The 21,882-nt window shown below is 60.6% G+C and carries 25 protein-coding genes and 1 tRNA gene; 11 read left to right on the top strand and 15 right to left on the bottom strand.

Translation table 11 applies throughout. From position 1 onward, the window contains the following. Window positions 1-59 precede the first annotated feature (59 nt). Window positions 60-992 (top strand): LysR family transcriptional regulator, encoded by a 933-nt coding sequence (locus BMX80_RS10970; protein ID WP_074868335.1) that lies wholly within the window; start codon window positions 60-62, stop codon window positions 990-992. On the opposite strand, the gene BMX80_RS10975 is transcribed toward BMX80_RS10970, so the two are convergent. The 9 genes from BMX80_RS10975 to ubiE are packed head-to-tail and all read right to left on the bottom strand — an operon-like array spanning window position 972 to window position 6,825. Then, window positions 972-1,679, bottom strand: a complete 708-nt coding sequence (locus BMX80_RS10975) for a 16S rRNA (uracil(1498)-N(3))-methyltransferase (RefSeq protein WP_074868337.1) — start codon at window positions 1,677-1,679, stop codon at window positions 972-974. The genes BMX80_RS10970 and BMX80_RS10975 overlap by 21 nt on opposite strands. Beyond that, window positions 1,676-2,464: a twin-arginine translocase subunit TatC gene (gene tatC, locus BMX80_RS10980; protein ID WP_074868340.1), complete on the bottom strand. Its 789-nt coding sequence runs from the start codon at window positions 2,462-2,464 to the stop codon at window positions 1,676-1,678. The genes BMX80_RS10975 and tatC overlap by 4 nt, the downstream gene beginning before the upstream one ends. Then, window positions 2,461-2,829 carry a Sec-independent protein translocase protein TatB gene (tatB, locus tag BMX80_RS10985; RefSeq protein WP_074868343.1) on the bottom strand — a complete coding sequence of 123 codons (369 nt, stop codon included), beginning with the start codon at window positions 2,827-2,829 and terminating at the stop codon, window positions 2,461-2,463. Before tatB ends, tatC begins: the two co-directional genes overlap by 4 nt. A 12-nt stretch (window positions 2,830-2,841) precedes the next feature. Then, a complete protein-coding gene (tatA, locus tag BMX80_RS10990) occupies window positions 2,842-3,081 on the bottom strand; it encodes a twin-arginine translocase TatA/TatE family subunit (RefSeq protein WP_071871044.1) in 240 nt (79 codons plus the stop codon). Between the two features lie 30 nt (window positions 3,082-3,111). Then, the gene (locus BMX80_RS10995) at window positions 3,112-3,441 is read right to left on the bottom strand and encodes a phosphoribosyl-ATP diphosphatase (RefSeq protein ID WP_074868346.1); all 330 of its coding nucleotides are present in this window, start codon (window positions 3,439-3,441) and stop codon (window positions 3,112-3,114) included. Next, on the bottom strand, window positions 3,434-3,832 hold the full coding sequence (gene hisI, locus BMX80_RS11000) for a phosphoribosyl-AMP cyclohydrolase (RefSeq protein ID WP_074868347.1): 399 nt from the start codon (window positions 3,830-3,832) through the stop codon (window positions 3,434-3,436). Before hisI ends, BMX80_RS10995 begins: the two co-directional genes overlap by 8 nt. A gap of 10 nt (window positions 3,833-3,842) precedes the next feature. Next, entirely contained in the window at window positions 3,843-5,432 is a 1,590-nt protein-coding gene (gene ubiB, locus BMX80_RS11005) for a ubiquinone biosynthesis regulatory protein kinase UbiB (RefSeq protein ID WP_074868350.1), read from the bottom strand. Beyond that, on the bottom strand, window positions 5,429-6,052 hold the full coding sequence (locus BMX80_RS11010; RefSeq protein ID WP_074868353.1) for a ubiquinone biosynthesis accessory factor UbiJ: 624 nt from the start codon (window positions 6,050-6,052) through the stop codon (window positions 5,429-5,431). The genes ubiB and BMX80_RS11010 overlap by 4 nt, the downstream gene beginning before the upstream one ends. Further along, complete coding sequence (gene ubiE, locus BMX80_RS11015; protein ID WP_071871039.1) at window positions 6,052-6,825, bottom strand: bifunctional demethylmenaquinone methyltransferase/2-methoxy-6-polyprenyl-1,4-benzoquinol methylase UbiE; 774 nt, start codon at window positions 6,823-6,825, stop codon at window positions 6,052-6,054. The genes BMX80_RS11010 and ubiE overlap by 1 nt, the downstream gene beginning before the upstream one ends. 155 nt (window positions 6,826-6,980) lie before the next feature. Between ubiE and BMX80_RS11020 the strand changes: the two genes are divergently transcribed. Then, window positions 6,981-7,256, top strand: coding sequence for a polyhydroxyalkanoic acid system family protein (locus BMX80_RS11020; RefSeq protein WP_071871038.1), 276 nt, complete (start codon window positions 6,981-6,983; stop codon window positions 7,254-7,256). A gap of 40 nt (window positions 7,257-7,296) precedes the next feature. Continuing rightward, window positions 7,297-8,211: an SdiA-regulated domain-containing protein gene (locus BMX80_RS11025; protein WP_074868355.1), complete on the top strand. Its 915-nt coding sequence runs from the start codon at window positions 7,297-7,299 to the stop codon at window positions 8,209-8,211. On the opposite strand, the gene BMX80_RS11030 is transcribed toward BMX80_RS11025, so the two are convergent. From BMX80_RS11030 to rpiA, 4 genes are all read right to left on the bottom strand, one after another. Then, window positions 8,178-8,510 (bottom strand): isochorismate lyase, encoded by a 333-nt coding sequence (locus BMX80_RS11030; protein ID WP_074868357.1) that lies wholly within the window; start codon window positions 8,508-8,510, stop codon window positions 8,178-8,180. The two genes, BMX80_RS11025 and BMX80_RS11030, sit on opposite strands and share 34 nt — an antisense overlap. Window positions 8,511-8,544: 34 nt before the next feature. Beyond that, complete coding sequence (locus tag BMX80_RS11035; RefSeq protein ID WP_074868360.1) at window positions 8,545-8,910, bottom strand: VOC family protein; 366 nt, start codon at window positions 8,908-8,910, stop codon at window positions 8,545-8,547. A gap of 55 nt (window positions 8,911-8,965) precedes the next feature. Then, window positions 8,966-9,298, bottom strand: coding sequence for a YegP family protein (locus tag BMX80_RS11040; protein WP_071871034.1), 333 nt, complete (start codon window positions 9,296-9,298; stop codon window positions 8,966-8,968). Between the two features lie 126 nt (window positions 9,299-9,424). Next, window positions 9,425-10,096 carry a ribose-5-phosphate isomerase RpiA gene (rpiA, locus tag BMX80_RS11045; RefSeq protein ID WP_074868364.1) on the bottom strand — a complete coding sequence of 224 codons (672 nt, stop codon included), beginning with the start codon at window positions 10,094-10,096 and terminating at the stop codon, window positions 9,425-9,427. A 120-nt stretch (window positions 10,097-10,216) separates the two neighbouring features. Between rpiA and ilvA the strand changes: the two genes are divergently transcribed. The 5 genes from ilvA to BMX80_RS11070 all read left to right on the top strand — a co-directional run bounded on the left by ilvA (window position 10,217) and on the right by BMX80_RS11070 (window position 16,440). Further along, a complete protein-coding gene (ilvA, locus tag BMX80_RS11050) occupies window positions 10,217-11,734 on the top strand; it encodes a threonine ammonia-lyase, biosynthetic (RefSeq protein WP_071871032.1) in 1,518 nt (505 codons plus the stop codon). A gap of 15 nt (window positions 11,735-11,749) precedes the next feature. Continuing rightward, complete coding sequence (locus tag BMX80_RS11055) at window positions 11,750-12,331, top strand: GNAT family N-acetyltransferase (protein WP_074868367.1); 582 nt, start codon at window positions 11,750-11,752, stop codon at window positions 12,329-12,331. Window positions 12,332-12,471: 140 nt separating this feature from the next. After that, complete coding sequence (locus tag BMX80_RS11060; RefSeq protein WP_074868369.1) at window positions 12,472-13,434, top strand: UDP-glucose 4-epimerase family protein; 963 nt, start codon at window positions 12,472-12,474, stop codon at window positions 13,432-13,434. Continuing rightward, the gene (locus BMX80_RS11065; RefSeq protein ID WP_074868372.1) at window positions 13,434-14,462 is read left to right on the top strand and encodes an MraY family glycosyltransferase; all 1,029 of its coding nucleotides are present in this window, start codon (window positions 13,434-13,436) and stop codon (window positions 14,460-14,462) included. The genes BMX80_RS11060 and BMX80_RS11065 overlap by 1 nt, the downstream gene beginning before the upstream one ends. Then, entirely contained in the window at window positions 14,455-16,440 is a 1,986-nt protein-coding gene (locus BMX80_RS11070; protein ID WP_074868374.1) for a polysaccharide biosynthesis protein, read from the top strand. Before BMX80_RS11065 ends, BMX80_RS11070 begins: the two co-directional genes overlap by 8 nt. Window positions 16,441-16,506: 66 nt before the next feature. On the opposite strand, the gene trpA is transcribed toward BMX80_RS11070, so the two are convergent. Further along, window positions 16,507-17,316 (bottom strand): tryptophan synthase subunit alpha, encoded by an 810-nt coding sequence (trpA, locus tag BMX80_RS11075; protein ID WP_074868377.1) that lies wholly within the window; start codon window positions 17,314-17,316, stop codon window positions 16,507-16,509. Further along, entirely contained in the window at window positions 17,316-18,530 is a 1,215-nt protein-coding gene (gene trpB, locus BMX80_RS11080; protein ID WP_074868381.1) for a tryptophan synthase subunit beta, read from the bottom strand. The genes trpA and trpB overlap by 1 nt, the downstream gene beginning before the upstream one ends. A gap of 119 nt (window positions 18,531-18,649) precedes the next feature. Here trpB and BMX80_RS11085 point away from each other — a divergent pair, with 119 nt between their 5' ends. The 3 genes from BMX80_RS11085 (at window position 18,650) to BMX80_RS11095 (ending at window position 21,814) form a co-directional block, all read left to right on the top strand. After that, entirely contained in the window at window positions 18,650-19,549 is a 900-nt protein-coding gene (locus BMX80_RS11085; protein ID WP_074868384.1) for a LysR family transcriptional regulator, read from the top strand. A gap of 23 nt (window positions 19,550-19,572) precedes the next feature. Continuing rightward, a tRNA-Thr gene (locus BMX80_RS11090) sits at window positions 19,573-19,648 on the top strand. A gap of 174 nt (window positions 19,649-19,822) precedes the next feature. After that, a complete protein-coding gene (locus BMX80_RS11095) occupies window positions 19,823-21,814 on the top strand; it encodes a type I restriction-modification system subunit M (protein WP_074868387.1) in 1,992 nt (663 codons plus the stop codon). The last annotated feature ends 68 nt before the right edge of the window (window positions 21,815-21,882 follow it).

Raw genomic sequence — 21,882 nt, forward strand, 5'->3', positions numbered from 1 at the left:
TGGGCTCATGTGTGCTAATAGTAAAATGAGCAAAAACTCATGCCGGGGCCTGTGAGCGGATGACCTTCAGCCAGTTGCAGATTTTTTCCTTGATTGCCGAGCTAGGCAGCTTCACCGCTGTGGCCAGCCGCATAGGGATAAGCCAGTCGGCCGTTTCGCATGCGCTGAAAGCGTTGGAGTCTGAGCTTGGCGTCGAGCTACTGCGCCGCAGCGGTGGCGTTAGCGTGCCTACGGATATTGGCCAAACGCTGCTGCTACGCGCGCGCACTTTGCTGGCGCTGGAAGAAACCATGCGCCAAGAGGCCGCCGCCGCACGCGGCATGAAGCGCGGCACGCTGCGCATTGGCTCGTTTGGCCCCACGGCCTCGATGCGCTTGCTACCGAAGATTTTGGCCGCCTATCGCGCGGAGTACCCGGATATCGATATCCACATCGACGAAGGCCCCGACCGCGATGTGCTGCATTGGCTAGAGAGCCAGCGCATCGACATCGGTTTTGTGGTGCTGCCGCAGGAGCGCTTCGATACCTATCTGCTGCTGCGTGATCAGATGGTCGCACTGCTACCCGCCAGCCACCCCTTGGCGCAGGCCGAGGCGGTGCGTTTGGCCGAGTTGTGCCACGACCCCTTTGTGCTCACCGAAGCAGGCTCTGCCGAGTTGGTGCAGCGCTTATTCGTCGGCGCGCAGCAAACCCCAGTGGTGCGTTATCGCTGTGCGCAGCTGATGAGCACCTTGGCTGCTGTGGCGCGTGGCGATGGCGTGTCGTTAGTGGCTGAGTTAGCGCTGCCTGCTGTGCCAACCGGCGATTATGTGGCTAAGCCCTTGCTGCCCCCAGTAACACGTGATGTAGCGTTGGCCATGCTGGATGAACGGCAAGCCTCGCCGGCGGCATTGGCGTTTGTGCGGGTGGCGAAGCAATTGCGCGAACGTGGCGGGCTGCGTGATGAGTTGCCTGATGGCCTGCAAGTTGGCTTAGAAAAGTCGCGCCAATAGCGCCGCCACGGCCACTTCCACCCGCAAAATACGCTCGCCCAGTTGCACGGGATTTAGGCCTGCTTCGGCGAGTTTTTCTACTTCGTAGGGAATCCAGCCGCCTTCGGGGCCGATGGCCAGCGTGACGGGCTCGCTGAGTGCGCGGGGGCATGCGGGGTAGTCGCCGGGGTGGCCGGTGAGGCCTAAGGTGCCAGCGGCCATGGCCGGCAGGCGATCTTCCACGAAGGGTTTAAAGCGTTTTTCTAGGCTGACGTCCGGCAGTACGGTATCGCGGGCTTGCTCGAGGCCTAAGATCAGCTGTTCGCGGATCGCTTCGGGGGTAAGAAACGGCGTCTGCCAGAAGCTTTTTTCCACCCGCACGCTGTTGACCAGCACAATGCGCGGCACGCCCATGGCGGCTACGGTTTGCAGCACACGGCGAAGCATTTTCGGCCGTGGCAGGGCGAGGATCAGGGTCAGCGGCAACTTGGCCGGCGGGGCACTGGTGAGGCTAAAGCTCAGCTCGGCTTGTTGCTCGTCCAAACTAAGCAGCTGGCCTTGGCCCATGCCGCCGCCGAGCAGGCCGACGCGCAGGGTGTCGCCGTCTTCGGCGCGGTGCACTTCGTGCAGGTGGCGTAAACGACGACCGCGCAACACGGCGCGGTCTTCACTGATCAGGTCATCGGGTTCGAGCAGTAGCAGGTTCATCGCGACTCGCGCGGGTAGTCCGGTGTGGTGTCTTCCGGCAGCTCCGGCTCTTGCGGCTCGCGTGGGGTAATCATGCCGCCGAAGAACAGCCCCGCTTCAAACAACAGCCACATGGGCACCGCCAGCAGGGTTTGCGAGATGATGTCCGGCGGGGTGAGGAACATGCCAATCACAAAGCAGCCGACCACCACGTAGGGGCGGCTTTTGCGCAGGGTGTCTACCTCAACAATGCCGATCCAGATCAGCAGTACAGTGGCTACCGGCACCTCAAACGCCACGCCAAAGGCGAAAAACATGGTGAGGATAAAATCCAGATACTGGCTGATATCGGTGGCTTGAGTAACGCCCTCGGGGGTGATGCCGGCAATAAAGCCAAACACCAGCGGGAACACCACAAAGTAGGCGAACGCCATGCCGCCGTAGAACAGCAGCACGCTGGAGATCAGTAGCGGAATGGCGATGCGCTTTTCGTGCTGATACAAGCCGGGGGCGATAAAGCTCCAGATTTGGTACAGCACATAGGGCATGGCCAAAAACAGCGACAGCACTAAGGTCAGCTTGAACGGGGTGAGGAACGGCGAGATCACTCCGGTGGCGATCATGCTGGCGTGCTCGGGCAGAATCGCCCTTAGCGGCGCTGAGGCCAGCGCGTAGATGTCTTGCGAGAAGTAGAACAGCCCGCCAAAGATCAGCAGCACGGCCACCACAATGTGCAGCAAGCGGTTGCGCAGCTCGGTTAGGTGCGCGATCAGCGGCATTTCGCTGTCGGTAGAAGACTGGCTCATGGGCTTGGCTTATTGGCAGGTTCGCTGCTGTTCGTAGGGCTGGCGCTGGCAGATGGCTCGGCACTGGCGGGTGCCTCAGTGCTCGCCGCTGGCGGTGCTTCGCTAGAGGCCGGTTTGTCTTCCAAGCCCATCTTGGCTTTGAGCTCGCGCTCCATATCGAGGATGCGCTCGTTATGCAGTTGGCGGCGGATTTCATCGGCGCCAATTTCGCGCTCCACCTCGGCTTTCACCGAGTTAAAGCTGCGCTTCAGGCGGCCCACCCATAAGCCCAGCATGCGCGCTGCCACCGGCAGGCGCTCAGGGCCGAGCACAATCAAAGCGAGCACGGCAATCAGCACCAGCTCGCTAAAGCCAACGTCAAACATGGCGGTGTCTCGTTAGTCTTTCTTGCTCGGCTCTTCAACCTTGCGCGCTTCGCCTTGAATGGTCTGCCCTTGGTCGGGCACTTTCGGCTTGTCGGCTTCGGCGTTTTCTTCGTTGTTCATCGACTTACGGAAACCTTTGATGGCATCGCCCAAGTCACCGCCCAAGTTTTTCAGGCGCTTGGTGCCAAACAGCATGACCACGATCAACAGGATGATCAGAAGCTGCCAAACGCTAATACCGCCAATACCCATGGTTATCTCCTTATCGGCCTTTCGGCTGTGTTATTTGCTACGCGCGGCTTTTTCGTCGTGGCCGGATAGGCCAAAGCGGCGCTCAAGTTCGTCTAAAACGGCTTGCGGGTGTTGGCCGAGGGCGGCCAGCATCACCAGCGAGTGAAACCACAAATCGGCGGTTTCGTAGATCAGTTCGTCGTGCTTGCCGCTAACGGCGGCATCTTTGGCGGCGAGGATGGTTTCCACCGCTTCTTCACCGACCTTTTCCAGAATCTTGTTCAGGCCCTTGTGATACAGGCTGGCCACGTAGGACGAGTCCGGTGCGGCGTTTTTGCGCGCTTCCAGCACTTCCGCCAATTGGCTCAGGGTGTCACTCATGGCTGTGGCCCTCGTAAATCGCGTTGGGGTCTTTAATCACCGCATCCACAGTATGCCACTGGCCGTCTTTGAGCACGCGGTAGAAGCAACTTTCGCGGCCGGTGTGGCAGGCAATGCCGCCCAGCTGCTCGACTTGCAGAATGAGCACATCGGCGTCGCAGTCCAGACGAATCTCGTGCAGCTTCTGCACATGGCCGGACTCCTCGCCCTTGCGCCACAGTTTGCCACGCGAACGTGACCAATAGATGGCGCGGCCTTCGGCTACTGATAGCTGCAGCGATTCGCGGTTCATCCACGCCATCATCAGCACGCGGCCGGTGCGATGGTCCTGCGCGATGGCGGGTAGCAAGCCGTCGGCGGTCCAGTGAATCTCATCAAGCCAGTTGCTCATACAAACCTCGTTATTGGCGGCGCAAGACTAGAAACGCGCCGGCGGCGAGCATTAACCATGCCGGCCACGCGGCAGGCACCAGCAGCAAGCCATGTTGGCTGGCGCCGACTACTAGGCCCACGCCGAGCAGCTTGGCAGGCCAGCTGCTGGCCGGTTGCGCGGGGGCGACGGCGTTGTTGTGCTGGCTTAGGCGCTCCAGCGTTTCGCGCGCCATGTGCGATAGATGCGGGACTTGTTCGGCCTGCGCCTGCAGGTTGCGCAGCAGCTGTACGGGGCTGACGCGCTCGCGCATCCAGCGCTCTAAGAATGGCTGCGCGGTGTTCCACAGGTCGAGATCGGGGTACAGCTGACGGCCTAAGCCTTCGATATTCAGCAAGGTTTTTTGCAGCAGCACCAGCTGCGGCTGCACCTGCATATCGAAGCGCCGCGCGGTTTGGAACAAGCGCAGCAGCAGTTGGCCGAAGGAGATGTCTTTCAGCGGCTTTTCGAAAATTGGCTCGCAGACGCTGCGAATCGCCGCCTCGAACTCATTGACCCGCGTGTGCGGCGGCACCCAGCCGGAATCAATGTGCAGCTGGGCCACTTTGCGGTAGTCGCGCTTGAAGAAGGCCAACAGGTTGCGGGCGAGATAGTCCTGATCTTCCGGCGTTAGGCTGCCGATAATGCCGCAGTCGATGGCGATGTACTGCGGGTTCCACGGCGCTTCGCGGCTAACGAAAATGTTGCCCGGATGCATGTCGGCGTGGAAGAAACTGTCGCGGAACACTTGGGTGAAGAAGATCTCCACGCCACGTTCGGCGAGCTTCTTCATATCCGTGCCTTGATCGGCCAGCGCTTTTAAATCGGTGACCGGAATGCCGTAGATGCGTTCCATCACCAACACTTTTTCGCGGCAGTAATCCCAATGGATTTGCGGCACGTAGATCAGCGGCGAGCCGTCGAAGTTGCGGCGTAGTTGGCTGGCGTTGGCCGCTTCGCGCATTAAATCCAGCTCATCGAAGATGGTTTGCTGGTAGTCGCTGACCACTTCGCGCGGGCGCAGGCGGCGCGCTTCGCGGCTGGCGCGCTCCAGTAGCCCGGCGAGCAAGAACAACCAGGCTAAGTCTTGCCGAATCACTGGGCGCAGGCCGGGGCGAATCACCTTCACCACCACATCTTCACCGCTGTGCAACTTGGCCGCATGCACTTGCGCGATAGACGCCGAGGCCATGGGCTCGGCCTCAAAGGCAGCGAAGATTTCACTCACCGGCGCGCCTAAAAAGCGCTCAATGCGTGCGCGGGCTTCGGCGGCGGGGAAGGGCGGCACTTGGTCTTGCAGCTTGGCTAACTCGTCGGCCATGTCCGGCGGTAATAGGTCGCGGCGGGTGGAGAGCAGCTGGCCGAACTTGATAAAGATCGGCCCTAAGTCTTCCAGCGCTAAACGCAGCGCCGCGCCCCGGCTGTGCGGGTTTTTACCGCGCGGCAGCCAGCGCCACGGCAGCAGGGCTATCAACAAACGCACCCACCACGGCAATGGCAGAGCAAGCAGTTGGTCGTCGAGCCGGTAACGGGCAATCACCCGCACAATGGTGAACAGGCGGCGGGCAGCCAGCAGCTTCATGGGGTGTCCTTAGCCGCGGTGTGGCGGGCCACGCGTTGCAGGCGGGCGTCGAGGCGGTCCAGCTGCAGGCGCAGGCGGTCGAGTTCGCTAAAGCGCGCTTCGGCCTCGCGGCGGCCCACTAAGCTGCGCGCTTCCTCGGTGAGGTAGTCGGCGACATTCTGTTCCAGGCTGTGCAGGGTTTGGCTGCTCCAGCGCACCGATTGCCGCACGCCTTGGCCGATCAGTCCAGCCGCGAGCGGGCCAAACCAGTCGCTTAAACGGTCTTCCCAGTCCAGCTGTAGGTCAGCGAGGATTTCCGCCAGCGTGAGTAACGGCGCGGAGTCACCGCTGAGTTCCACATCGTCGGCGTGCAGCACGCGGCTTTTGTCGTTGCTGCTGGCGAGCTCAGCAAGGCGCGGCAGCGGGGCGCTGAGGCTGCAATCCACCGGGCCTTCGTACTGACTGGCCAAATGCAGGCCGTCGCCAGCGGGCAGCACGTAGACATCCAGCGCCGGGCTGACGACCTTCACGTGCAGCACGCGACCGGTGAGCTGCGCTAAACGCGGCAAGGCCACGCTGTCTAAGCGCAGCACTTGGTTGATGCCGGTTTCCGCCGCCGCCAACAGCGCCATAGTGAGCATTAGGGCTTGATTCCCCGATGCAGGGCGACGATGCCGCCGGTCATGTTGTGGTAGGTCACGCGCTCGAAACCGGCGTCGGCCATCATGCCCTTGAGGGTTTCTTGATCGGGGTGCATGCGGATCGACTCGGCCAGATAGCGGTAGCTGTCGGCATCGTTGGTGATCAGCTTGCCGGCCAGCGGCATAAAGTTGAACGAGTAGGTGTCGTAGGCCTTGGCCAGCAGCGGGTTGGCCGGCTTAGAGAACTCCAGCACCAGCAAGCGACCACCGGGCTTGAGCACGCGCAACATGCTGCGCAGGGCGTCTTCTTTATGGGTGACGTTACGCAGGCCAAAGGCGATGGTGACCACGTCGAAATGGTTATCGGGGAAGGGCAGCTTCTCGGCATCGGCTTGCACAAAGCGCACATTGCCGGTCACGCCTTTATCCAGCAGACGGTCGCGGCCGACTTTGAGCATCGAATCGTTGATGTCGGCCAGCACCACTTCGCCGCTTTGTCCGACTAAGCGCGAGAACTGGCGGGTGAGGTCGCCGGTGCCGCCGGCGATATCCAACACGCGATTACCGGGACGCACGCCGGAAAGCTCGATAGTAAAGCGCTTCCACAGGCGATGCATGCCGCCGGACAGCACGTCGTTCATCAGGTCATATTTGGCGGCGACCGAGTGAAATACCTCGGCCACTTTTTGCGCTTTTTCGTGCTCCGCTACGGTTTGGTAGCCGAAGTGCGTGGTGGTTTGGCCACCGTCGGAGGGTTTGCGCGAATCGCTCATGGTTGCACCCTGAAAAAATGAGCGCTCATTCTAGCCAGCCAAAGCCGCTTTGTCTTGACGCAAGGCAGTTCGCGGCGGCCTTGGCGTGGCTGCTATAGTTGGCGCAGAGGTGCTGCACGCCGGTGCAGCTGGGTAATGCCTGTTGGAGTTTAACCATGGCAATCCGCATTGAACGTGACCACGCCTTAGGGCTGGATGAGGCGCGCAACCGTGCCGAACAGCTGGCCGCCAAGTTGGCGCAGAAATTTGATGTGCGCTACCGCTGGGAAGGCAACACCCTGCAATTTAAGCGCTCTGGGGTGGACGGCAAGATCGACGTGGCCGAGCACCGCATCGCGCTGTTTATGAGCCTTGGTCTGATGCTGGCGCCCTTGGCCGGCACCATTCGTGGCGAGATCGAGAAGACCCTCGATCAGTGGCTAGAAGAGTAACGCGCGGAACCTTCGGCGCTGGCTGCTTTCTGAGCATTCCATGCGCCGTTTAATCAAACCCACCGTTTATCTACTCGCTGCCACCAGTGTGCTCGTGCTGCTGGCGGCGGTTTGGTATTTCCAGCTGTTTACCCGTCTTGGCTTGCACTGGGCCGCTTGGCAGCACGCCGAGGCGCGCCAGCAAGACAGCTTATGGCTGCCGGGCTATCGCGTCGTGCAACAGGCGCGGCCAATCGAAGGCGTGGCCGATGTCTCGGCGCTAACCTGGGATGCCGAACGGCGCATTCTGCTCGCCGTCACCAACAAGCCGGCGGCGGTGCTGGAGCTATCGCGTTATGGCGCCTTATTGCGGCAGATTCCGCTGACCGGCATTAGCGACCCCGAAGCCATCGAATACCTAAGCCCCGGGCGCTTTATTATTTCTGACGAGCGCAGCCAAACACTGGTGAAAGTGCGCATTGATGCCAGCACGCAAGCGCTGGATGTGCGCGATGCGCCTCGTTTAGCTCTCGGCATTGGCTTAAATGGCAATAAGGGCTTTGAAGGGCTGGCCTACGACCCCGCGCGGCAGAAATTGTTTGTCGCCAAAGAGCGCGACCCGATGCGCGTGTATGCCGTGCAGGGTTTTCCGCCGCCCGACAGTGGCGTGGCGCAGTTAAGCATTCGCGAGATGACCGAGCTGAATCAGGCGCTGGTGGTGCGCGATCTATCCAGCCTGCACTTTGATAGCCGCACTCAGCACTTGCTGGCCGTGTCGGATGAGTCGCGGCTGGTGCTGGAGATCGACCTCGACGGCACGCTGCTCGGCAGTCTGTCGCTACTGCCCGGCCAGCACGGCCTCAAGCGCGGCGTGCCGCAGGCCGAAGGCATGACCATGGATGAGCAAGGCGTGCTGTATTTGGTCAGCGAGCCGAACTTGTTTTATCGCTTTGTGCCGCAGGGCGCGGAGGACTGAGCGGCCTGCCAGTGGCGTAGTTCCTCGGCAATAAAGTGCTCAATCAAATCGCTATACAGGCGCTCGATGGCGTCGGGGTTAAGCCCGTGCGTTTGGGCCCATTCGCGCCGTTGCGCGAGCACTTGGCGTAGGCGCTCTTCGGCACGCACGCTCTGCACTGAGGTCTTAAGCGGTGCCGCGGCCAGCACATAGCGATAACGCTGACCGAGTAGGGTGATGATCTGTTCGTCGAGGCTGTCGATGGCGTGACGAATATCCGCCATCGATTGGCAGGCTTCTGGGGCTAAGAGGGTAGTCATGCTGTGCGTCCGTGCGGGGGAATCAGCGTGCAGCTTACTCGGCTTCAGCCACCGCCGACCACACCGCCCACTCATTACCGCATGGGTCGGTAAAGTGAAAACGCCGCCCGCCGGGAAAGCTGAAAATGGCTTTGTTGATCTGCCCGCCGTGTTGCTGCACGGCCTGCAAGCTGGCCTCTAAGTCGTGGCTATACAGCACCACTAAGGCGGCGCCTTGGCTGGCGTCGCTGGTTTGCTCGGCGCGATAAAAGCCGCCATCCAGCCCGGCATCGGCAAAGGCGCAGTAGTCGGGGCCGTAGTCGATGAATTGCCAGCCAAATACGGCGCTGAAGAAGGCCTTGTTGGCGGCTAAGTCACGGCAGGGCAGTTCGACGTAATTGATTTGATGATGCTGGGGCATGCGGCAGTCCTTGCGTGGCAATCAGGGCAGCACGGGGCTGCCCTAGGCGAATGGCTTAGCTTTCATCGACCAGTGTGGCTTCTGGCGCATGGTTCTGCACCGAAGCAACACCTGCTTCACAGCTGGCTTTGCTGCTGTATTGCTGGCTTTGCGCGACGATCTGTCCGTTGGTGGCTTTAAGTACGAAGTACGGCTTGCCGTTACTCGCCTCGCGGCTTTCAAAGGCGCCTGCGCGCTGGCTGTTTTTACGCACCGACTCAATGCCGTTTAACGCCGAGTCTTTGGCTTTATACAGCTCGCTGGTGGCGATCACTTGGCCGTTGCTGGCTTCTAGGTTGAAGTGAAACTGGCCGTCTTTGGCTTTTTTCAGGCGAAATTTGCCGGACATGGTTTAAGCACTCCTAATCGATGGAGGTTTAACCATAGACCAGATTGAGCGGTGAGAAAGGTGAACTAAAGCAGGGGGGGCCATCACAGCGCTGTGCACGCTGCGATGGCGCGGTGCGGCTATTTATTAGGGCTTGAGCGTCTTAACTCCGTCGGGCGTGCCCAGAAGCAGCACATCGGCTGGGCGGGCGGCAAACAGGCCGTTGGTCACTACGCCGACGATGGCGTTGATGTCGCGCTCAAGCTGAGCAGGGTCGACGATGCTCAGGTTGTGCACGTCGAGAATGATATTGCCGTTGTCGGTCACGCAGCCTTCGCGGTACACCGGGTCACCGCCGAGTTTGACCAGTTCGCGGGCCACGTGGCTGCGCGCCATGGGGATCACCTCCACCGGCAGCGGGAAGGCGCCGAGCACATCCACCAGCTTGCTCTGGTCGGCAATGCAGACGAAGGTTTTCGCCACGGCGGCGACAATCTTCTCGCGCGTTAGTGCCGCGCCGCCGCCTTTGATCAGGTGCAGGTGATGGTCGCTCTCATCGGCACCATCCACATACACGTCGAGGTTGCTCACGGTGTTTAAGTCGTAGACCGGAATGCCGTGGCTTTTCAGCCGCGCGGCGGTGGCCTCGGAGCTAGCCACGGCGCCGTCGAACTCGGTTTTGATCTGCGCTAACGCGTCGATAAAACAGTTCGCCGTGGAGCCAGTGCCGACGCCGACGATGCTGTCGCTGTCCAACTGTGGGCGGATCAGCTCGACAGCCGCTTGGCCAACGGCTTGTTTCATTTGCGCCTGATTCATGGCAACTCCGTGAAAACGCGGGAAAATTGCCGCGCATTATAGCCATCTCGCGCTGCGCAGGCGGCAGTGGCTGCGGTAGACTCGCCGCTCTTTGGGTAAAAAACGTAACGAATTGTCGCCATGCTCGAACAGTACATGAAGAAGATTCTCACCGCGCCGGTGTACGACGTGGCGGTGGAAACCCCCCTGCAACACGCACGCTTTTTAACCGAGCGGCTGGGCAACCAGATTTTGCTCAAGCGTGAAGACCTGCAGCCGGTGTTCTCCTTCAAGATTCGTGGCGCCTACAACAAGCTGGCCCAGCTCACCGATGCCGAGCGCGCGTGCGGCGTGGTGGCGGCCTCGGCCGGCAACCATGCCCAAGGCTTGGCCTTGGCCTCACGCGAGATGGGTGTCAAAGCCACCATCGTGATGCCGAAAACCACGCCAGAAATTAAAGTCCGCGCGGTGAAAGCCTGGGGCGCCAAAGTGGTGCTGCACGGCGATGCCTTCCCCGAGGCGCTGGCCTATTCGCAGAAATTGGTCGAAGAAAAAGGCTTCACCTACATCCACCCCTACGACGACCCGGACACCATCGCCGGGCAAGGCACCGTGGCGATGGAAATCCTCCGTCAGCACAAGGGCAGCATCGACGCCATCTTCGTGCCGGTCGGTGGCGGCGGCTTAGTGGCGGGCATTGCTGCGTACGTGAAGTACCTAAAGCCGGAGATCAAGGTGATCGGCGTCGAGCCGGAAGACTCCAACTGCCTGCAAGCGGCCATGGCCGCTGGCGAACGCGTGGTGCTGCCCAGCGTAGGGCTGTTTGCCGATGGCGTGGCGGTAACGCAAATCGGCGAGCACACCTTTGAAGTGGCGCGCCGTTATGTGGATGAAGTGATTACCGTGAGCACCGACGAAATCTGCGCGGCGATCAAAGACATTTACGACGATACCCGCTCGATCACCGAGCCCGCCGGTGCGCTGGGCGTGGCGGGGATCAAAAAGTATGTTGAGCGCGAAGGCGTGAGCGGCAAAACCTTGGTGGCGATCGATTCTGGCGCCAACATCAACTTCGACCGCCTGCGCCACGTGGCCGAGCGTGCCGAATTGGGTGAAAAACGCGAAGCGCTGATCGCCGTAACCATCCCCGAACGCCCCGGCAGCTTCAAAGCCTTCTGTCAGGCGCTGGGTAAGCGGGCGATCACCGAGTTCAACTACCGCTATCACGACGCGCAGCAGGCGCAGATTTTCGTCGGTGTGCAAACCCACCCAGAAACCGATCCGCGCGATGCGCTGCTCAAACAGCTGCACAGCAAAAAACTGCCGGTGGTGGATTTAACCGACAACGAACTGGCCAAGCTGCATATTCGCCATATGGTCGGCGGCCACAGCGCACAAGCCACCGATGAGGTGGTGTACCGCTTCGAGTTCCCCGAGCGTCCTGGTGCGCTGCTCAACTTCCTCAATAAACTCGGCGCACGCTGGAACATCAGCATGTTCCATTATCGCAACCACGGCGCCGCCTACGGCCGCGTGATGGTCGGCCTGCAAGTGCCGCCGGCCGAACGCGACCAAGTGGCTGAAGTGCTCGAAGGGATCGGCTACCCCTATTGGTTCGAGGGCGATAATCCGGCGTATCAGTTGTTCTTAGGCAACTAATCCGACACTCGCGAAATGGATCTTCGCCCCTTAACCCCAGCTAATCTGCCAGCGGCGAAGGCGTTACTTGCGAGCGCCTTCGCCGCCGACCCTACGCACCGTTGGCTGTTGCAGGCCGAGCGGCCCGGCTACGCGCAGCGCTTAAACGCTTATCTGCACGCCTATCTGACGTATCACCAAAGCGCTGGCCTGCCGACCTTAGCGTTGTTCTCTGGCGAAGACTTACTCGCCGCTGCTTGGGTCACGCCAGCTGGTTATCAGCCAGAGCCGCAGGCATGGCAAGCCCTTGGTGCAGAGATTGCCGAGCGCTGCGGTGGCGATGTATTGCCGCGCTTGGCGCAGCTGTTTGCCTTTGCTGAGCAAGCGCCGCATGCGAATGACTACAGCTGTTTGGAGTTCATTGCCGTCAGCCCAGCTGCGCAAGGTCAGGGGCTGGGGCAGCAGCTGCTCAAGGTCGTGCAACAGAACACACCGAATGGCCTGCAGCTGATGACTGGTAATCCTCGAGCGGCAGCGTTTTATCAGCGGCAGGGGTTTGTGTCGTGGGCGAGCTGCAAAACGGCGGAAGTGACTCAGGTAGGGTTCTTGAGGGGTTAGGTGAAATGGTGGTGTTGTCGATGGACGTTCGTTTGCGGCGTTTGGCTGGCATCGACCAACCAGCAAGGTGGTATCCTGCGCCCTTTGTTTTGCGGTGCTGACAGCCCCATTTGGTGCGTTAGAAATTACAGGAACACGACATGCGGATTTTGCTCACCGGGGCGAGCGGTTTTGTAGGGCGAGCGGTGCTGGCGCGTTTGCAGACGGATGCGCAGTATCAGGTGCGCTGTGCGCTGCGGCAGTTGCCGGCGGTGGGCTGGCCAGCCGATGCCGATATAGAAGCACAGCAGTGCCCGGATTTGTCGGCCGATGCCGACTGGCAGCCCTTGTTGGCTGGGGTAGACGGTGTGATCCATTGCGCGGCGCGTGTGCATGTGATGCACGAGCAAGCGGCCGACCCCTTGGCAGAATTTCGCCGCGTGAATGTACAGGGCACGTTGCGGTTGGCCCAACAAGCCGCGCAGGCCGGGGTGAAGCGCTTTGTGTTTGTCAGCTCGGTGAAGGTCAATGGCGAGCAAACAGCGCCGGGCCAGGCGTTTAGCGCCGATGACTCGCCACAACCGAGCGACCCTTATGGCATCTCCAAGCTTGAAGCCGAACAAGCGCTCTTAGCGCTAGCGCAGCAGACGGGTCTGGAAGTGGTGATCGTGCGCCCCCCTTTGGTGTACGGGCCGGGCGTGAAGGCGAATTTTCTCAGCATGATGCGCTGGCTGCGCCGTGGTGTGCCGTTGCCGTTAGGGGCGATCAATAACCGGCGCAGCTTAGTGGCTGTGGCCAACTTGGCCGATCTGCTGGTGCATTGCCTACAGCATCCGCAAGCGGCGAATCAGCGCTTTATGGTGTCTGACGGTGCCGATCTTTCTACCGCTGAGTTACTGCGCAAGCTGGCGCATAGCTTGGGTGCGCCGTCGCGTTTAGTGCCGGTGCCCAGCCGTTGGCTGGCAGCCGTGGCCGCACTGTTGGGCGCGGCGTCGATTGCCCAGCGGTTATGCGGCTCCTTGCAGGTCGATATTGAGAAAACCCGCCAACGTCTGCAGTGGTCGCCACCGCTGAGCACAGAGCAAGCCTTGGCCCGTACCGCAGAAGATTTTTTACAGTCGTGATGATGAAAACCTTGTTGTTGCTAGTGATTGTCGTGTTGGCCTATGGGCTGACCGCTCTGCTGCGTCGTTATGCGCTGGCGCGTAGCTTGTTGGATGTGCCCAATGCGCGCAGCTCGCATGTGGCCCCTACGCCGCGCGGCGGCGGTGTGGCCATTGTGATCAGTTTTGTGGCCGGCTTGTGTGTGCTGTATGGCTTGGATTGGGGCGTGACGCTGCCGGTTTTTCTCGCTCTGCTGGGCGCTGGTCTGGCCATTGCTGTGCTGGGTTTTCTCGATGATCACGGGCATATTGCCGCGCGCTGGCGCTTGCTCGGCCATTTTGCTGCGGCAGCGTGGGTGCTGTATTGGCTCGGTGGTTTGCCGCCGCTCTCCCTGCTGGGCTGGACGCTAGAGTTGGGCTGGCTTGGCACTGCTCTGGCCAGCGTGTACCTAGTGTGGGTGCTGAATCTTTATAACTTTATGGACGGTATCGACGGCATCGCCAGTGTTGAGGCACTGTCGGTGTGCGTGGGCGGGGCCTTGCTGTACGTCTACCTTGAGCAGCCGGTGTATGCGCTGCTGCCGTTGCTGTTGGCGGCGGCGGTGGCGGGCTTTTTATGCTGGAACTTTCCCCCGGCAAAAATCTTTATGGGCGATGCCGGCAGTGGCTTTTTAGGCATCGCACTGGGCACTTTATCGCTGCAGGCGGCCTGGCTGGCGCCGCAGCTGCTGTGGTGTTGGTTGATTTTGCTCGGCGTGTTTATTGTCGACGCCACGCTCACCCTGCTGCGCCGTTTGGCGCGCGGTGACAAGGTGTATCAAGCGCACCGCAGTCATGCCTATCAATACGCTACTCGTCAGTTCGGTCGGCATTTACCAGTCACGCTGGCAGTATGGGTGATCAATCTTGTGTGGTTGTGGCCGCTGGCGTGGTGGGTGGCGGCTGGCGGGCTGGATGGCGTGCTGGGTGTGTTATTGGCGTATCTGCCATTGGTGGCGCTGGCCGTGTATTTTCGCGCCGGGGCGTTAGAGGAGCAGGGAAATGCTTGAGGTGGTACGTGTAACGCTGTTGAAGCTCTCGCGCAGGCAAAAGCGCGTGCTGCAAGTGCTGGCCGATGTGGTATTGCTCTGGCTCGCCTTGCTGATGGCTTTTTTGCTGCGTTTAGGCTGGGATGATTTGCCCGCCTGGGATAGCGGCTTCTTGTGGCTGTTCGTTTTTGCCCCACTCACCGCTGTGCCGTTTTTGATTCGCTTTGGCCTGTACCGCGCGGTGCTACGTTATATCGGTAATGAAGCCTTAAGCGCCATGTTCAAGGCGATCAGTTTAGGTGTGCTGGCCTTTGCGTTGGTGCTGTTTGCGTACAGTCAGCAGTTTCTTATTCCCCGCTCGGTGATTTTTAGCTACTGGTGGCTGTGCCTGGTGTTTTTGGGCGGCATCCGACTCTTGCTGCGGCAGTTCTTTTTGGGCGATTGGTTTTTCTCCCAGACTACCCACAAAGCCCCCGGCAGTTTGCCGCGCGTGGCTATTTATGGCGCCGGCTCTTCGGGCAATCAGTTATTGGCTGCGCTGCGCCAGCAAAAGTCTCTGTTGCCGGTGGCGTTTATTGATGACGACCCAACCCTGCATAAGCGGGTCATCGCCGGGCTGCGGGTGTACTCGCGTCAGCAAGCCATCAAAATGTTTGCCGAGCTCGGCGTGCAAGAGATTCTGCTCGCCATGCCCTCGGCCAGCCGCGCGCGGCGCAGAGAGGTGATCGAGTCGCTAGAAGACTTACCCGTGCACGTGCGCACCGTGCCAGGCATTGTCGATATTGCCTCGGGCCGCGTGGATGTCGCCGACCTGCAAGAGGTGGATATCGTTGACTTGCTGGGGCGCGACGCCGTGGCGGCAGAGCACACCTTGCTGCATCGCTGCATTGAGCAGCAGGCGGTGATGGTCACCGGGGCAGGCGGCTCGATTGGCTCTGAATTATGCCGGCAGATTTTGGCTGTTGGCCCACGTACCCTGATTCTGTTTGAACACAGTGAATTTAACCTGTATGCCATTCACGCCGAATTGCAGGCGCAGATCAGCCGCCAAGGGCTCACGGTGGCGCTGGTTCCTATCTTGGGCTCAGTGCGCGATGTGCAGCATGTGCTTAAGGTGCTGAAAAGCTGGCAGGTGAATACTGTGTATCACGCGGCCGCCTATAAGCACGTGCCGATGGTCGAGCACAACGTCGCCGAAGGCGTGCTGAACAATGTCACCGGCACTTTGAATGTGGCCTGCGCTGCCATTGAGGCCGGCGTGGCGAATTTTGTCTTGATCAGCACCGACAAAGCTGTGCGCCCGACCAATGTGATGGGCAGCACCAAGCGCCTGGCCGAGATGGTGCTGCAAGCGCTGAGCCGTGAATCGCGGGTTGCCTCGCTGCTCGATAACAAGCTCACGGTACTCAATCGCACCCGCTTTACCATGGTGCGTTTCGGTAATGTGTTGGGCTCCTCCGGCTCGGTGATTCCGCTGTTCCGCGAGCAGATCCGCAAAGGCGGCCCAGTCACGGTGACGCACCCGAAAATCACCCGTTATTTCATGACCATCCCTGAGGCCGCGCAGTTGGTGATTCAAGCCGGCTCCATGGGACAAGGCGGCGATGTGTTCGTGCTCGACATGGGTGAGCCGGTAGAAATTGTCGACTTGGCCAAGCGCATGATCATGCTCAGTGGCCTGACGGTGCGTGATGACGAGCAGCCCGACGGCGATATCGCCATCGAGTTCACCGGTTTGCGCCCCGGCGAGAAGCTCTATGAAGAGTTGCTGATTGGCGACAATGTGGCGCCCACCGAACACCCGAAAATCATGCGCGCCGAAGAAGAGCTCATGCCTTGGCCGGCACTGCGGCATTTGCTGGATGAGCTAAATAACGCCTTGCAGCAGCAGGATATCCCGCATGTGCGGCAGTTGTTACGTCAGGGCGTGAAGGGCTATCAGCCGGAAAGCGCCATCGTCGATTGGCTCTACCAGCACGGCGTGCAAAGCAAGGATTAGCCCTGCGGATGAGCGCGCGATAAAAAAACGCCGAGCATGTTGCTCGGCGTTTTTTCTTGGCTGTGTTTACAGGCGCGCGTTGCGCACACCTTCCGCCAGTTGCTGGCACAGGCCCAGCACGCCGTCGATGGCTTGCGTGGGGCTCTCGGCATTGGCGATTTGGTCGACCAGCGCTGAACCCACCACCACACCTTCGGCGCGTTTGGCGATTTGTGCGGCGTGTTCTGGGGTGCGGATGCCGAAGCCGATGCACACCGGCAGGTCGGTGTGGCGGCGCAGACGCGCGTGGGCTTCTTCGACATGTTCCAGCGTGGCGGCACCGGCACCGGTCACCCCGGCGACCGAGACGTAATAGACAAACCCGGAGCTACCGTTCAGTACGGTCGGCAGGCGCTTGTCGTCGGTGGTCGGCGTGGTCAGGCGAATAAAGTCGATGCCGGCGGCTTGTGCGGGTGCGCACAGATCGTCGTTATGCTCCGGTGGTAGGTCGACGACGATCAGGCCGTCTACGCCAGCAGCTTTAGCTTCGCTAATGAATTTATCGACGCCGTAGTGGTGGATGGGGTTGAAGTAACCCATCAGCACCAGCGGGGTGTCCGTATTGCCCTCGCGGAACTCGCGCACCATTTGCAGGGTTTTCGCCAGGGTTTGCTTGTTGTTCAGCGCGCGGATATTGGCCAGCTGAATCGCCGGGCCGTCGGCCATTGGGTCGGTGAACGGCATGCCCAGTTCGATCACATCGGCACCGGCTTCCGGCAGGCCTTTCAAGATGGCCAGCGAGGTGGCGTAGTCTGGGTCGCCGCCGGTGACGAAGGTCACCAGTGCGGCGCGGTTGGCTTGTTTTAGGGCGCTGAAGCGTTGTTGCAGGCGGCTCATCAGTGCTTCTCCGCAGTCTGTTGCATGTGGTGCATCACGGTTTGCATGTCTTTATCGCCACGGCCCGACAGGTTGATCACCATCAGGTGATCTTTCGGCAGAGTGGGCGCGCGCTTAAAGGCTTCGGCCAGTGCGTGCGAGCTCTCCAGCGCAGGAATGATGCCCTCAAGGCGGCAGCAAGTGTGGAAGGCTTCCAGCGCCTCGTGGTCGGTGATTGAGGTGTATTGCACGCGGCCGATGTCGTGCAGCCACGCGTGCTCGGGGCCGATGCCGGGGTAATCTAGGCCGGCAGAAATCGAGTGCGCGTCGATGATCTGGCCGTCGTCATCTTGCAGTAAAAAGGTGCGATTGCCGTGCAACACGCCGGGAATCCCGCCGTTCAGGCTGGCAGCGTGCTTGCCGGTCTCGATGCCATAACCGGCCGCTTCGACGCCGATGATCTGCACGCTCTGGTCATCCAAAAACGGATGGAACAGGCCCATCGCGTTGGAGCCGCCGCCGATGCAGGCGACCAGCGAATCGGGCAAGCGGCCTTCTTTCTCATGCAGCTGCGCGCGGGTTTCTTTGCCGATCACGGCTTGGAAGTCGCGCACCATGGCGGGGTACGGGTGCGGGCCTGCGACGGTGCCGATCAGGTAGAAGGTGGTTTCGACGTTGGTTACCCAGTCGCGCAGGGCTTCGTTCATCGCGTCCTTCAATGTGCCGGTGCCGGCGGTCACCGGAATCACCGTAGCGCCGAGTAGTTTCATGCGGAACACGTTGGCTTGCTGGCGGTCGATGTCGGTGGTGCCCATGTACACCACGCACTCCATACCAAAACGCGCCGCCACGGTGGCGGTGGCCACGCCGTGCATGCCAGCGCCGGTTTCGGCGATGATGCGCTTCTTGCCCATGCGCTTGGCGAGCAGAATCTGCCCGATGCAGTTGTTAATCTTGTGCGCGCCGGTGTGGTTCAGCTCTTCGCGCTTGAAGTAAATCTTCGCGCCGCCACACTGCTCGGTCAGGCGCTCGGCAAAGTACAACGGGCTGGGGCGGCCCACGTAGTCGCGTTGGAAGTAGGCCAGCTCTTCGATAAACGCCGGGTCGTCTTTGGCTTTTTCATATTCGGCGGCCAAGTCGTGAATCAGCGGCATCAGGGTTTCGGCCACATACTGACCGCCGAAGCTGCCAAACAAGCCGCGTGCGTCGGGGCCTGCGCGCAAAGAAGTGTTCATGGGGTATCTCCCGTTTAACCGGGCTACCGCGACGGCGGCAGCGAATGGCGACACCTTAGCGCTGTGGTGCTGTGATGAAAAGCGATAAGATGGCGCAAATACGTTAGGAAAACTCACCAATGCAGCATGGTCTTCCGCCGCTTAATGCGCTGCGTGCCTTCGAGGCCGCCGCGCGCTTAGAGAGCATCACCGGCGCTGCCGCTGAGCTGCACGTGACCCACGGGGCGGTAAGCCGACAGATCAAGCAACTCGAGGACGCCCTTGGCCTCGCGCTGTTCAGTAAAGACGGGCGCGGCGTAAAGCTGACCAATGCCGGCATGCGTTTGCGCGATGCCAGCGGCGAGGCGTTCACGCGCTTGCGTGATGTGTGTGCAGAACTAACACAAGCGCGGCGCGATGCGCCCTTTGTATTGGCTTGCCCCGGCAGTCTGCTGGCGCGTTGGTTTATCCCGCGCTTAGACCGCTTACAGCGCGAACTGCCGGATTTGCACCTGCAGCTATCGGCCAGCGAAGGCGAGCTTAACCCGCGTCGCGAAGGCGTCACCGCCACCTTATGCTTTGCCGCGCCGCCGTGGCCTGCGGATATGCAGGTCTACCCCCTGCACAGTGAATGGATAGGTCCGGTATTTAGCCCGCGTTGTGCGCAGGCGGCCCGTTTGCAAACGGCAGACCTTAGCGCACTGCTGGCGCAACCGTTATTGCACACCACTTCGCGCCGGCAAGCGTGGGGTGACTGGGCAGCGGCGCAGGGGTTAAAGGCCGAGCAGCTGCAGTTGGGCCAAGGCTTTGAGCACTTGTATTACCTGCTGGAGGCTGCCGCTGCGGGCTTAGGGGTGGCCATCGCGCCGCAGCTGTTAGTAGCCGAGGATGTACGCGCCGGTCGCTTATTAGCACCGTGGGGCTTTGTGCAAACCCAAGCTCAGCTGGCCCTTTGGGTGCCGAAAAGCAACGCCGACAACCGCGCCCAGCGCCTCGCGCAGTGGTTGAAAAGCGAGCTGAGCGAAACGGCGGCCAGTTAACGCGCCTGCTAGGTTTAAAGAGCGCCGTTGTAGCTCAGTTGGTAGAGCAACTGATTCGTAATCAGTAGGTCGAGTGTTCGATTCACTTCAACGGCACCAGTTATTCAAGCGGCGTGCAGACATGCTCTTTCATAGGCGCGATGCGCCTTTAGCAGGTCTTGGTCGGCCGTGGTTGCTGGCTTACCTGCTGCCATTGGCGGCGGGTAAGGCGCTTGGTGGTGCGGGCTTTTCAGTTAGACTGCTGCCTTTGCACGCCTTTCAAGGAGCAGTAGCGTGAACACGGAAAATCACTCCCAAACCGCCGCGTTTCTCTGGTCGATTGCCGACCTGTTGCGCGGCGACTTTAAGCAGTCGCAGTACGGTCGAATCATCCTGCCGTTTACTTTGCTGCGTCGAATGGAGTGTGTGCTCGCCCCTACGAAAGACGCCGTTATTAGCGAATCCTATGCGCAAGTTGGGCGGCCTGATCTGGTGCGCGAGCGGCTGTTGCTCCGTGCGGCTGGGCAGCAGTTTTTCAATGCCTCCAAGCTGAGCCTCGGCACGCTGTCCGACACCCAGACCGCCGCCGACCTGATGAGCTATGTGCAGTCCTTCAGCAAGGACGCCCGCGAGATCTTCGAGCACTTCCACTTCGAAGACTTCGTACAGCAGCTCGCCGCCGCCAACCTGCTCTATCAGGTGGTGCAGCGCTTTGCCGCCACCGACCTCAGCCCTGAGCGCATCAGCAACTTTGGCATGGGCATCATCTTCGAAGAGCTGATCCGCAAGTTCGCGGAAAGCTCCAACGAAACCGCCGGGGAGCACTTCACCCCGCGCGATATCGTGCATCTGACCACCTCGCTGGTGATCACCGGGCAGGACGACAAGCTCAAGCCCAACAGCATCGTCACCATCTACGACCCGACTGCCGGCACCGGCGGCTTTCTCTCCGAGGGCGACGAGTACATCCAGTCCATCAGCCAGCAAGTCACCGTGTCGCTGCATGGGCAGGAGCTCAACCCCGAGTCTTTCGCTATTTGTAAGGCCGACATGCTGATCAAGGGGCAGGACGTCTCCAACATCAAGCTGGGCAACACCTTGTCGGACGATCAGCTGGCAGGTAACCACTTCGACTTCATGCTCAGCAATCCACCGTTCGGCGTGGAGTGGAAGAAGGTACAAAAGCAGATCCTTGATGAGCACAGCGAGAAGGGCTTTAACGGCCGCTTCGGGCCGGGCCTGCCGCGCGTGTCCGATGGCTCGCTGCTGTTCCTCTTGCACCTGGTCAGCAAGATGCGTGATCCGCGTGCCGACGGTAGCAACAAGGGTGGCTCGCGCATCGGCATCATCCTCAACGGCTCGCCGCTGTTTACCGGTGGCGCCGGTTCGGGCGAGTCGGAGATTCGCCGCTACCTGCTGCAGAACGATCTGGTCGAGGCCATCATCGCCCTGCCCACCGACATGTTTTACAACACCGGCATCGCCACCTATGTGTGGGTGCTGAGCAACCACAAAGCCGCCGCGCGCCAGGGCAAGGTGCAGTTGATCGATGGCAGCCAGCACTTCGCCAAGATGCGCAAGTCGCTCGGCAGCAAACGCCAGTACATCACCGACGAGCAAATCGACGAGCTGGTGCGCCTGTATGGCCGTTTCGAGCAAACCGCGCAGAGCAAAATCTTCCCCGTCGAGGCTTTCGGCTACCGGCGCATCACCGTCGAGCGTCCGCTGCGCCTGAGCTTTCAGGTCACCGCCGAACGCATCGCCAAGGTGCAAGAAGAAAAAGCCATTCAAAAGCTCGAACCCGCCGCCCTTCAGCGCTTGCTCAATGCTCTTAACAGCATGGATGCCAGCGCCGTGCACCTAAGCCGCGATGCGTTCAGCAAACTGTTGAAAAAGACCCTCGGCAACCATGACTTCTTCCCCAGCACGCCAGAGCTTAAAGCCTTGCTAAACGCCTTCGGCGCACGTGACCCCGAAGCCGAGATTTGCCGCAGCAAAGGCCAGCCTGAACCCGACACCGGCCTGCGCGACTACGAGAACGTGCCTCTGGGCGAGTCGGTGTACGACTATTTCGAGCGCGAAGTGAAACCTCATGTGCCGGATGCCTGGATCGACGAGAGCAAAACGGATGCGCAAGACGGCGAAGTCGGCGTGGTCGGCTTCGAGATTCCCTTTAACCGGCACTTCTACGTGTTCCAGCCGCCGCGCCCGCTCGAAGAAATCGACCGCGACCTGAAAGCCTGCACCGACCGCATCAAACAAATGATCGAGGGCCTCTCGGCATGACAAATTTGTCGGGAACAAATTTGAACAACGGCATAGCCGTTGGCCCGAAGGGCGAGGGCATGGATTGC

Source organism: Atopomonas hussainii, assembly GCF_900109735.1.
In the GTDB taxonomy this organism is placed as follows: domain Bacteria; phylum Pseudomonadota; class Gammaproteobacteria; order Pseudomonadales; family Pseudomonadaceae; genus Atopomonas; species Atopomonas hussainii.

What these genes read in the sequence shown, in the direction of transcription:
- BMX80_RS10970 (WP_074868335.1), top strand. Translation starts at nt 60, where the DNA reads ATGACCTTCAGCCAGTTGCAGATTTTTTCCTTGATTGCCGAGCTAGGC.
- BMX80_RS10975 (WP_074868337.1), bottom strand. Translation starts at nt 1,679, where the DNA reads ATGAACCTGCTACTGCTCGAACCCGATGACCTGATCAGTGAAGACCGC.
- tatC (WP_074868340.1), bottom strand. Translation starts at nt 2,464, where the DNA reads ATGAGCCAGTCTTCTACCGACAGCGAAATGCCGCTGATCGCGCACCTA.
- tatB (WP_074868343.1), bottom strand. Translation starts at nt 2,829, where the DNA reads ATGTTTGACGTTGGCTTTAGCGAGCTGGTGCTGATTGCCGTGCTCGCT.
- tatA (WP_071871044.1), bottom strand. Translation starts at nt 3,081, where the DNA reads ATGGGTATTGGCGGTATTAGCGTTTGGCAGCTTCTGATCATCCTGTTG.
- BMX80_RS10995 (WP_074868346.1), bottom strand. Translation starts at nt 3,441, where the DNA reads ATGAGTGACACCCTGAGCCAATTGGCGGAAGTGCTGGAAGCGCGCAAA.
- hisI (WP_074868347.1), bottom strand. Translation starts at nt 3,832, where the DNA reads ATGAGCAACTGGCTTGATGAGATTCACTGGACCGCCGACGGCTTGCTA.
- ubiB (WP_074868350.1), bottom strand. Translation starts at nt 5,432, where the DNA reads ATGAAGCTGCTGGCTGCCCGCCGCCTGTTCACCATTGTGCGGGTGATT.
- BMX80_RS11010 (WP_074868353.1), bottom strand. Translation starts at nt 6,052, where the DNA reads ATGCTCACTATGGCGCTGTTGGCGGCGGCGGAAACCGGCATCAACCAA.
- ubiE (WP_071871039.1), bottom strand. Translation starts at nt 6,825, where the DNA reads ATGAGCGATTCGCGCAAACCCTCCGACGGTGGCCAAACCACCACGCAC.
- BMX80_RS11020 (WP_071871038.1), top strand. Translation starts at nt 6,981, where the DNA reads ATGGCAATCCGCATTGAACGTGACCACGCCTTAGGGCTGGATGAGGCG.
- BMX80_RS11025 (WP_074868355.1), top strand. Translation starts at nt 7,297, where the DNA reads ATGCGCCGTTTAATCAAACCCACCGTTTATCTACTCGCTGCCACCAGT.
- BMX80_RS11030 (WP_074868357.1), bottom strand. Translation starts at nt 8,510, where the DNA reads ATGACTACCCTCTTAGCCCCAGAAGCCTGCCAATCGATGGCGGATATT.
- BMX80_RS11035 (WP_074868360.1), bottom strand. Translation starts at nt 8,910, where the DNA reads ATGCCCCAGCATCATCAAATCAATTACGTCGAACTGCCCTGCCGTGAC.
- BMX80_RS11040 (WP_071871034.1), bottom strand. Translation starts at nt 9,298, where the DNA reads ATGTCCGGCAAATTTCGCCTGAAAAAAGCCAAAGACGGCCAGTTTCAC.
- rpiA (WP_074868364.1), bottom strand. Translation starts at nt 10,096, where the DNA reads ATGAATCAGGCGCAAATGAAACAAGCCGTTGGCCAAGCGGCTGTCGAG.
- ilvA (WP_071871032.1), top strand. Translation starts at nt 10,217, where the DNA reads ATGCTCGAACAGTACATGAAGAAGATTCTCACCGCGCCGGTGTACGAC.
- BMX80_RS11055 (WP_074868367.1), top strand. Translation starts at nt 11,750, where the DNA reads ATGGATCTTCGCCCCTTAACCCCAGCTAATCTGCCAGCGGCGAAGGCG.
- BMX80_RS11060 (WP_074868369.1), top strand. Translation starts at nt 12,472, where the DNA reads ATGCGGATTTTGCTCACCGGGGCGAGCGGTTTTGTAGGGCGAGCGGTG.
- BMX80_RS11065 (WP_074868372.1), top strand. Translation starts at nt 13,434, where the DNA reads ATGATGAAAACCTTGTTGTTGCTAGTGATTGTCGTGTTGGCCTATGGG.
- BMX80_RS11070 (WP_074868374.1), top strand. Translation starts at nt 14,455, where the DNA reads ATGCTTGAGGTGGTACGTGTAACGCTGTTGAAGCTCTCGCGCAGGCAA.
- trpA (WP_074868377.1), bottom strand. Translation starts at nt 17,316, where the DNA reads ATGAGCCGCCTGCAACAACGCTTCAGCGCCCTAAAACAAGCCAACCGC.
- trpB (WP_074868381.1), bottom strand. Translation starts at nt 18,530, where the DNA reads ATGAACACTTCTTTGCGCGCAGGCCCCGACGCACGCGGCTTGTTTGGC.
- BMX80_RS11085 (WP_074868384.1), top strand. Translation starts at nt 18,650, where the DNA reads ATGCAGCATGGTCTTCCGCCGCTTAATGCGCTGCGTGCCTTCGAGGCC.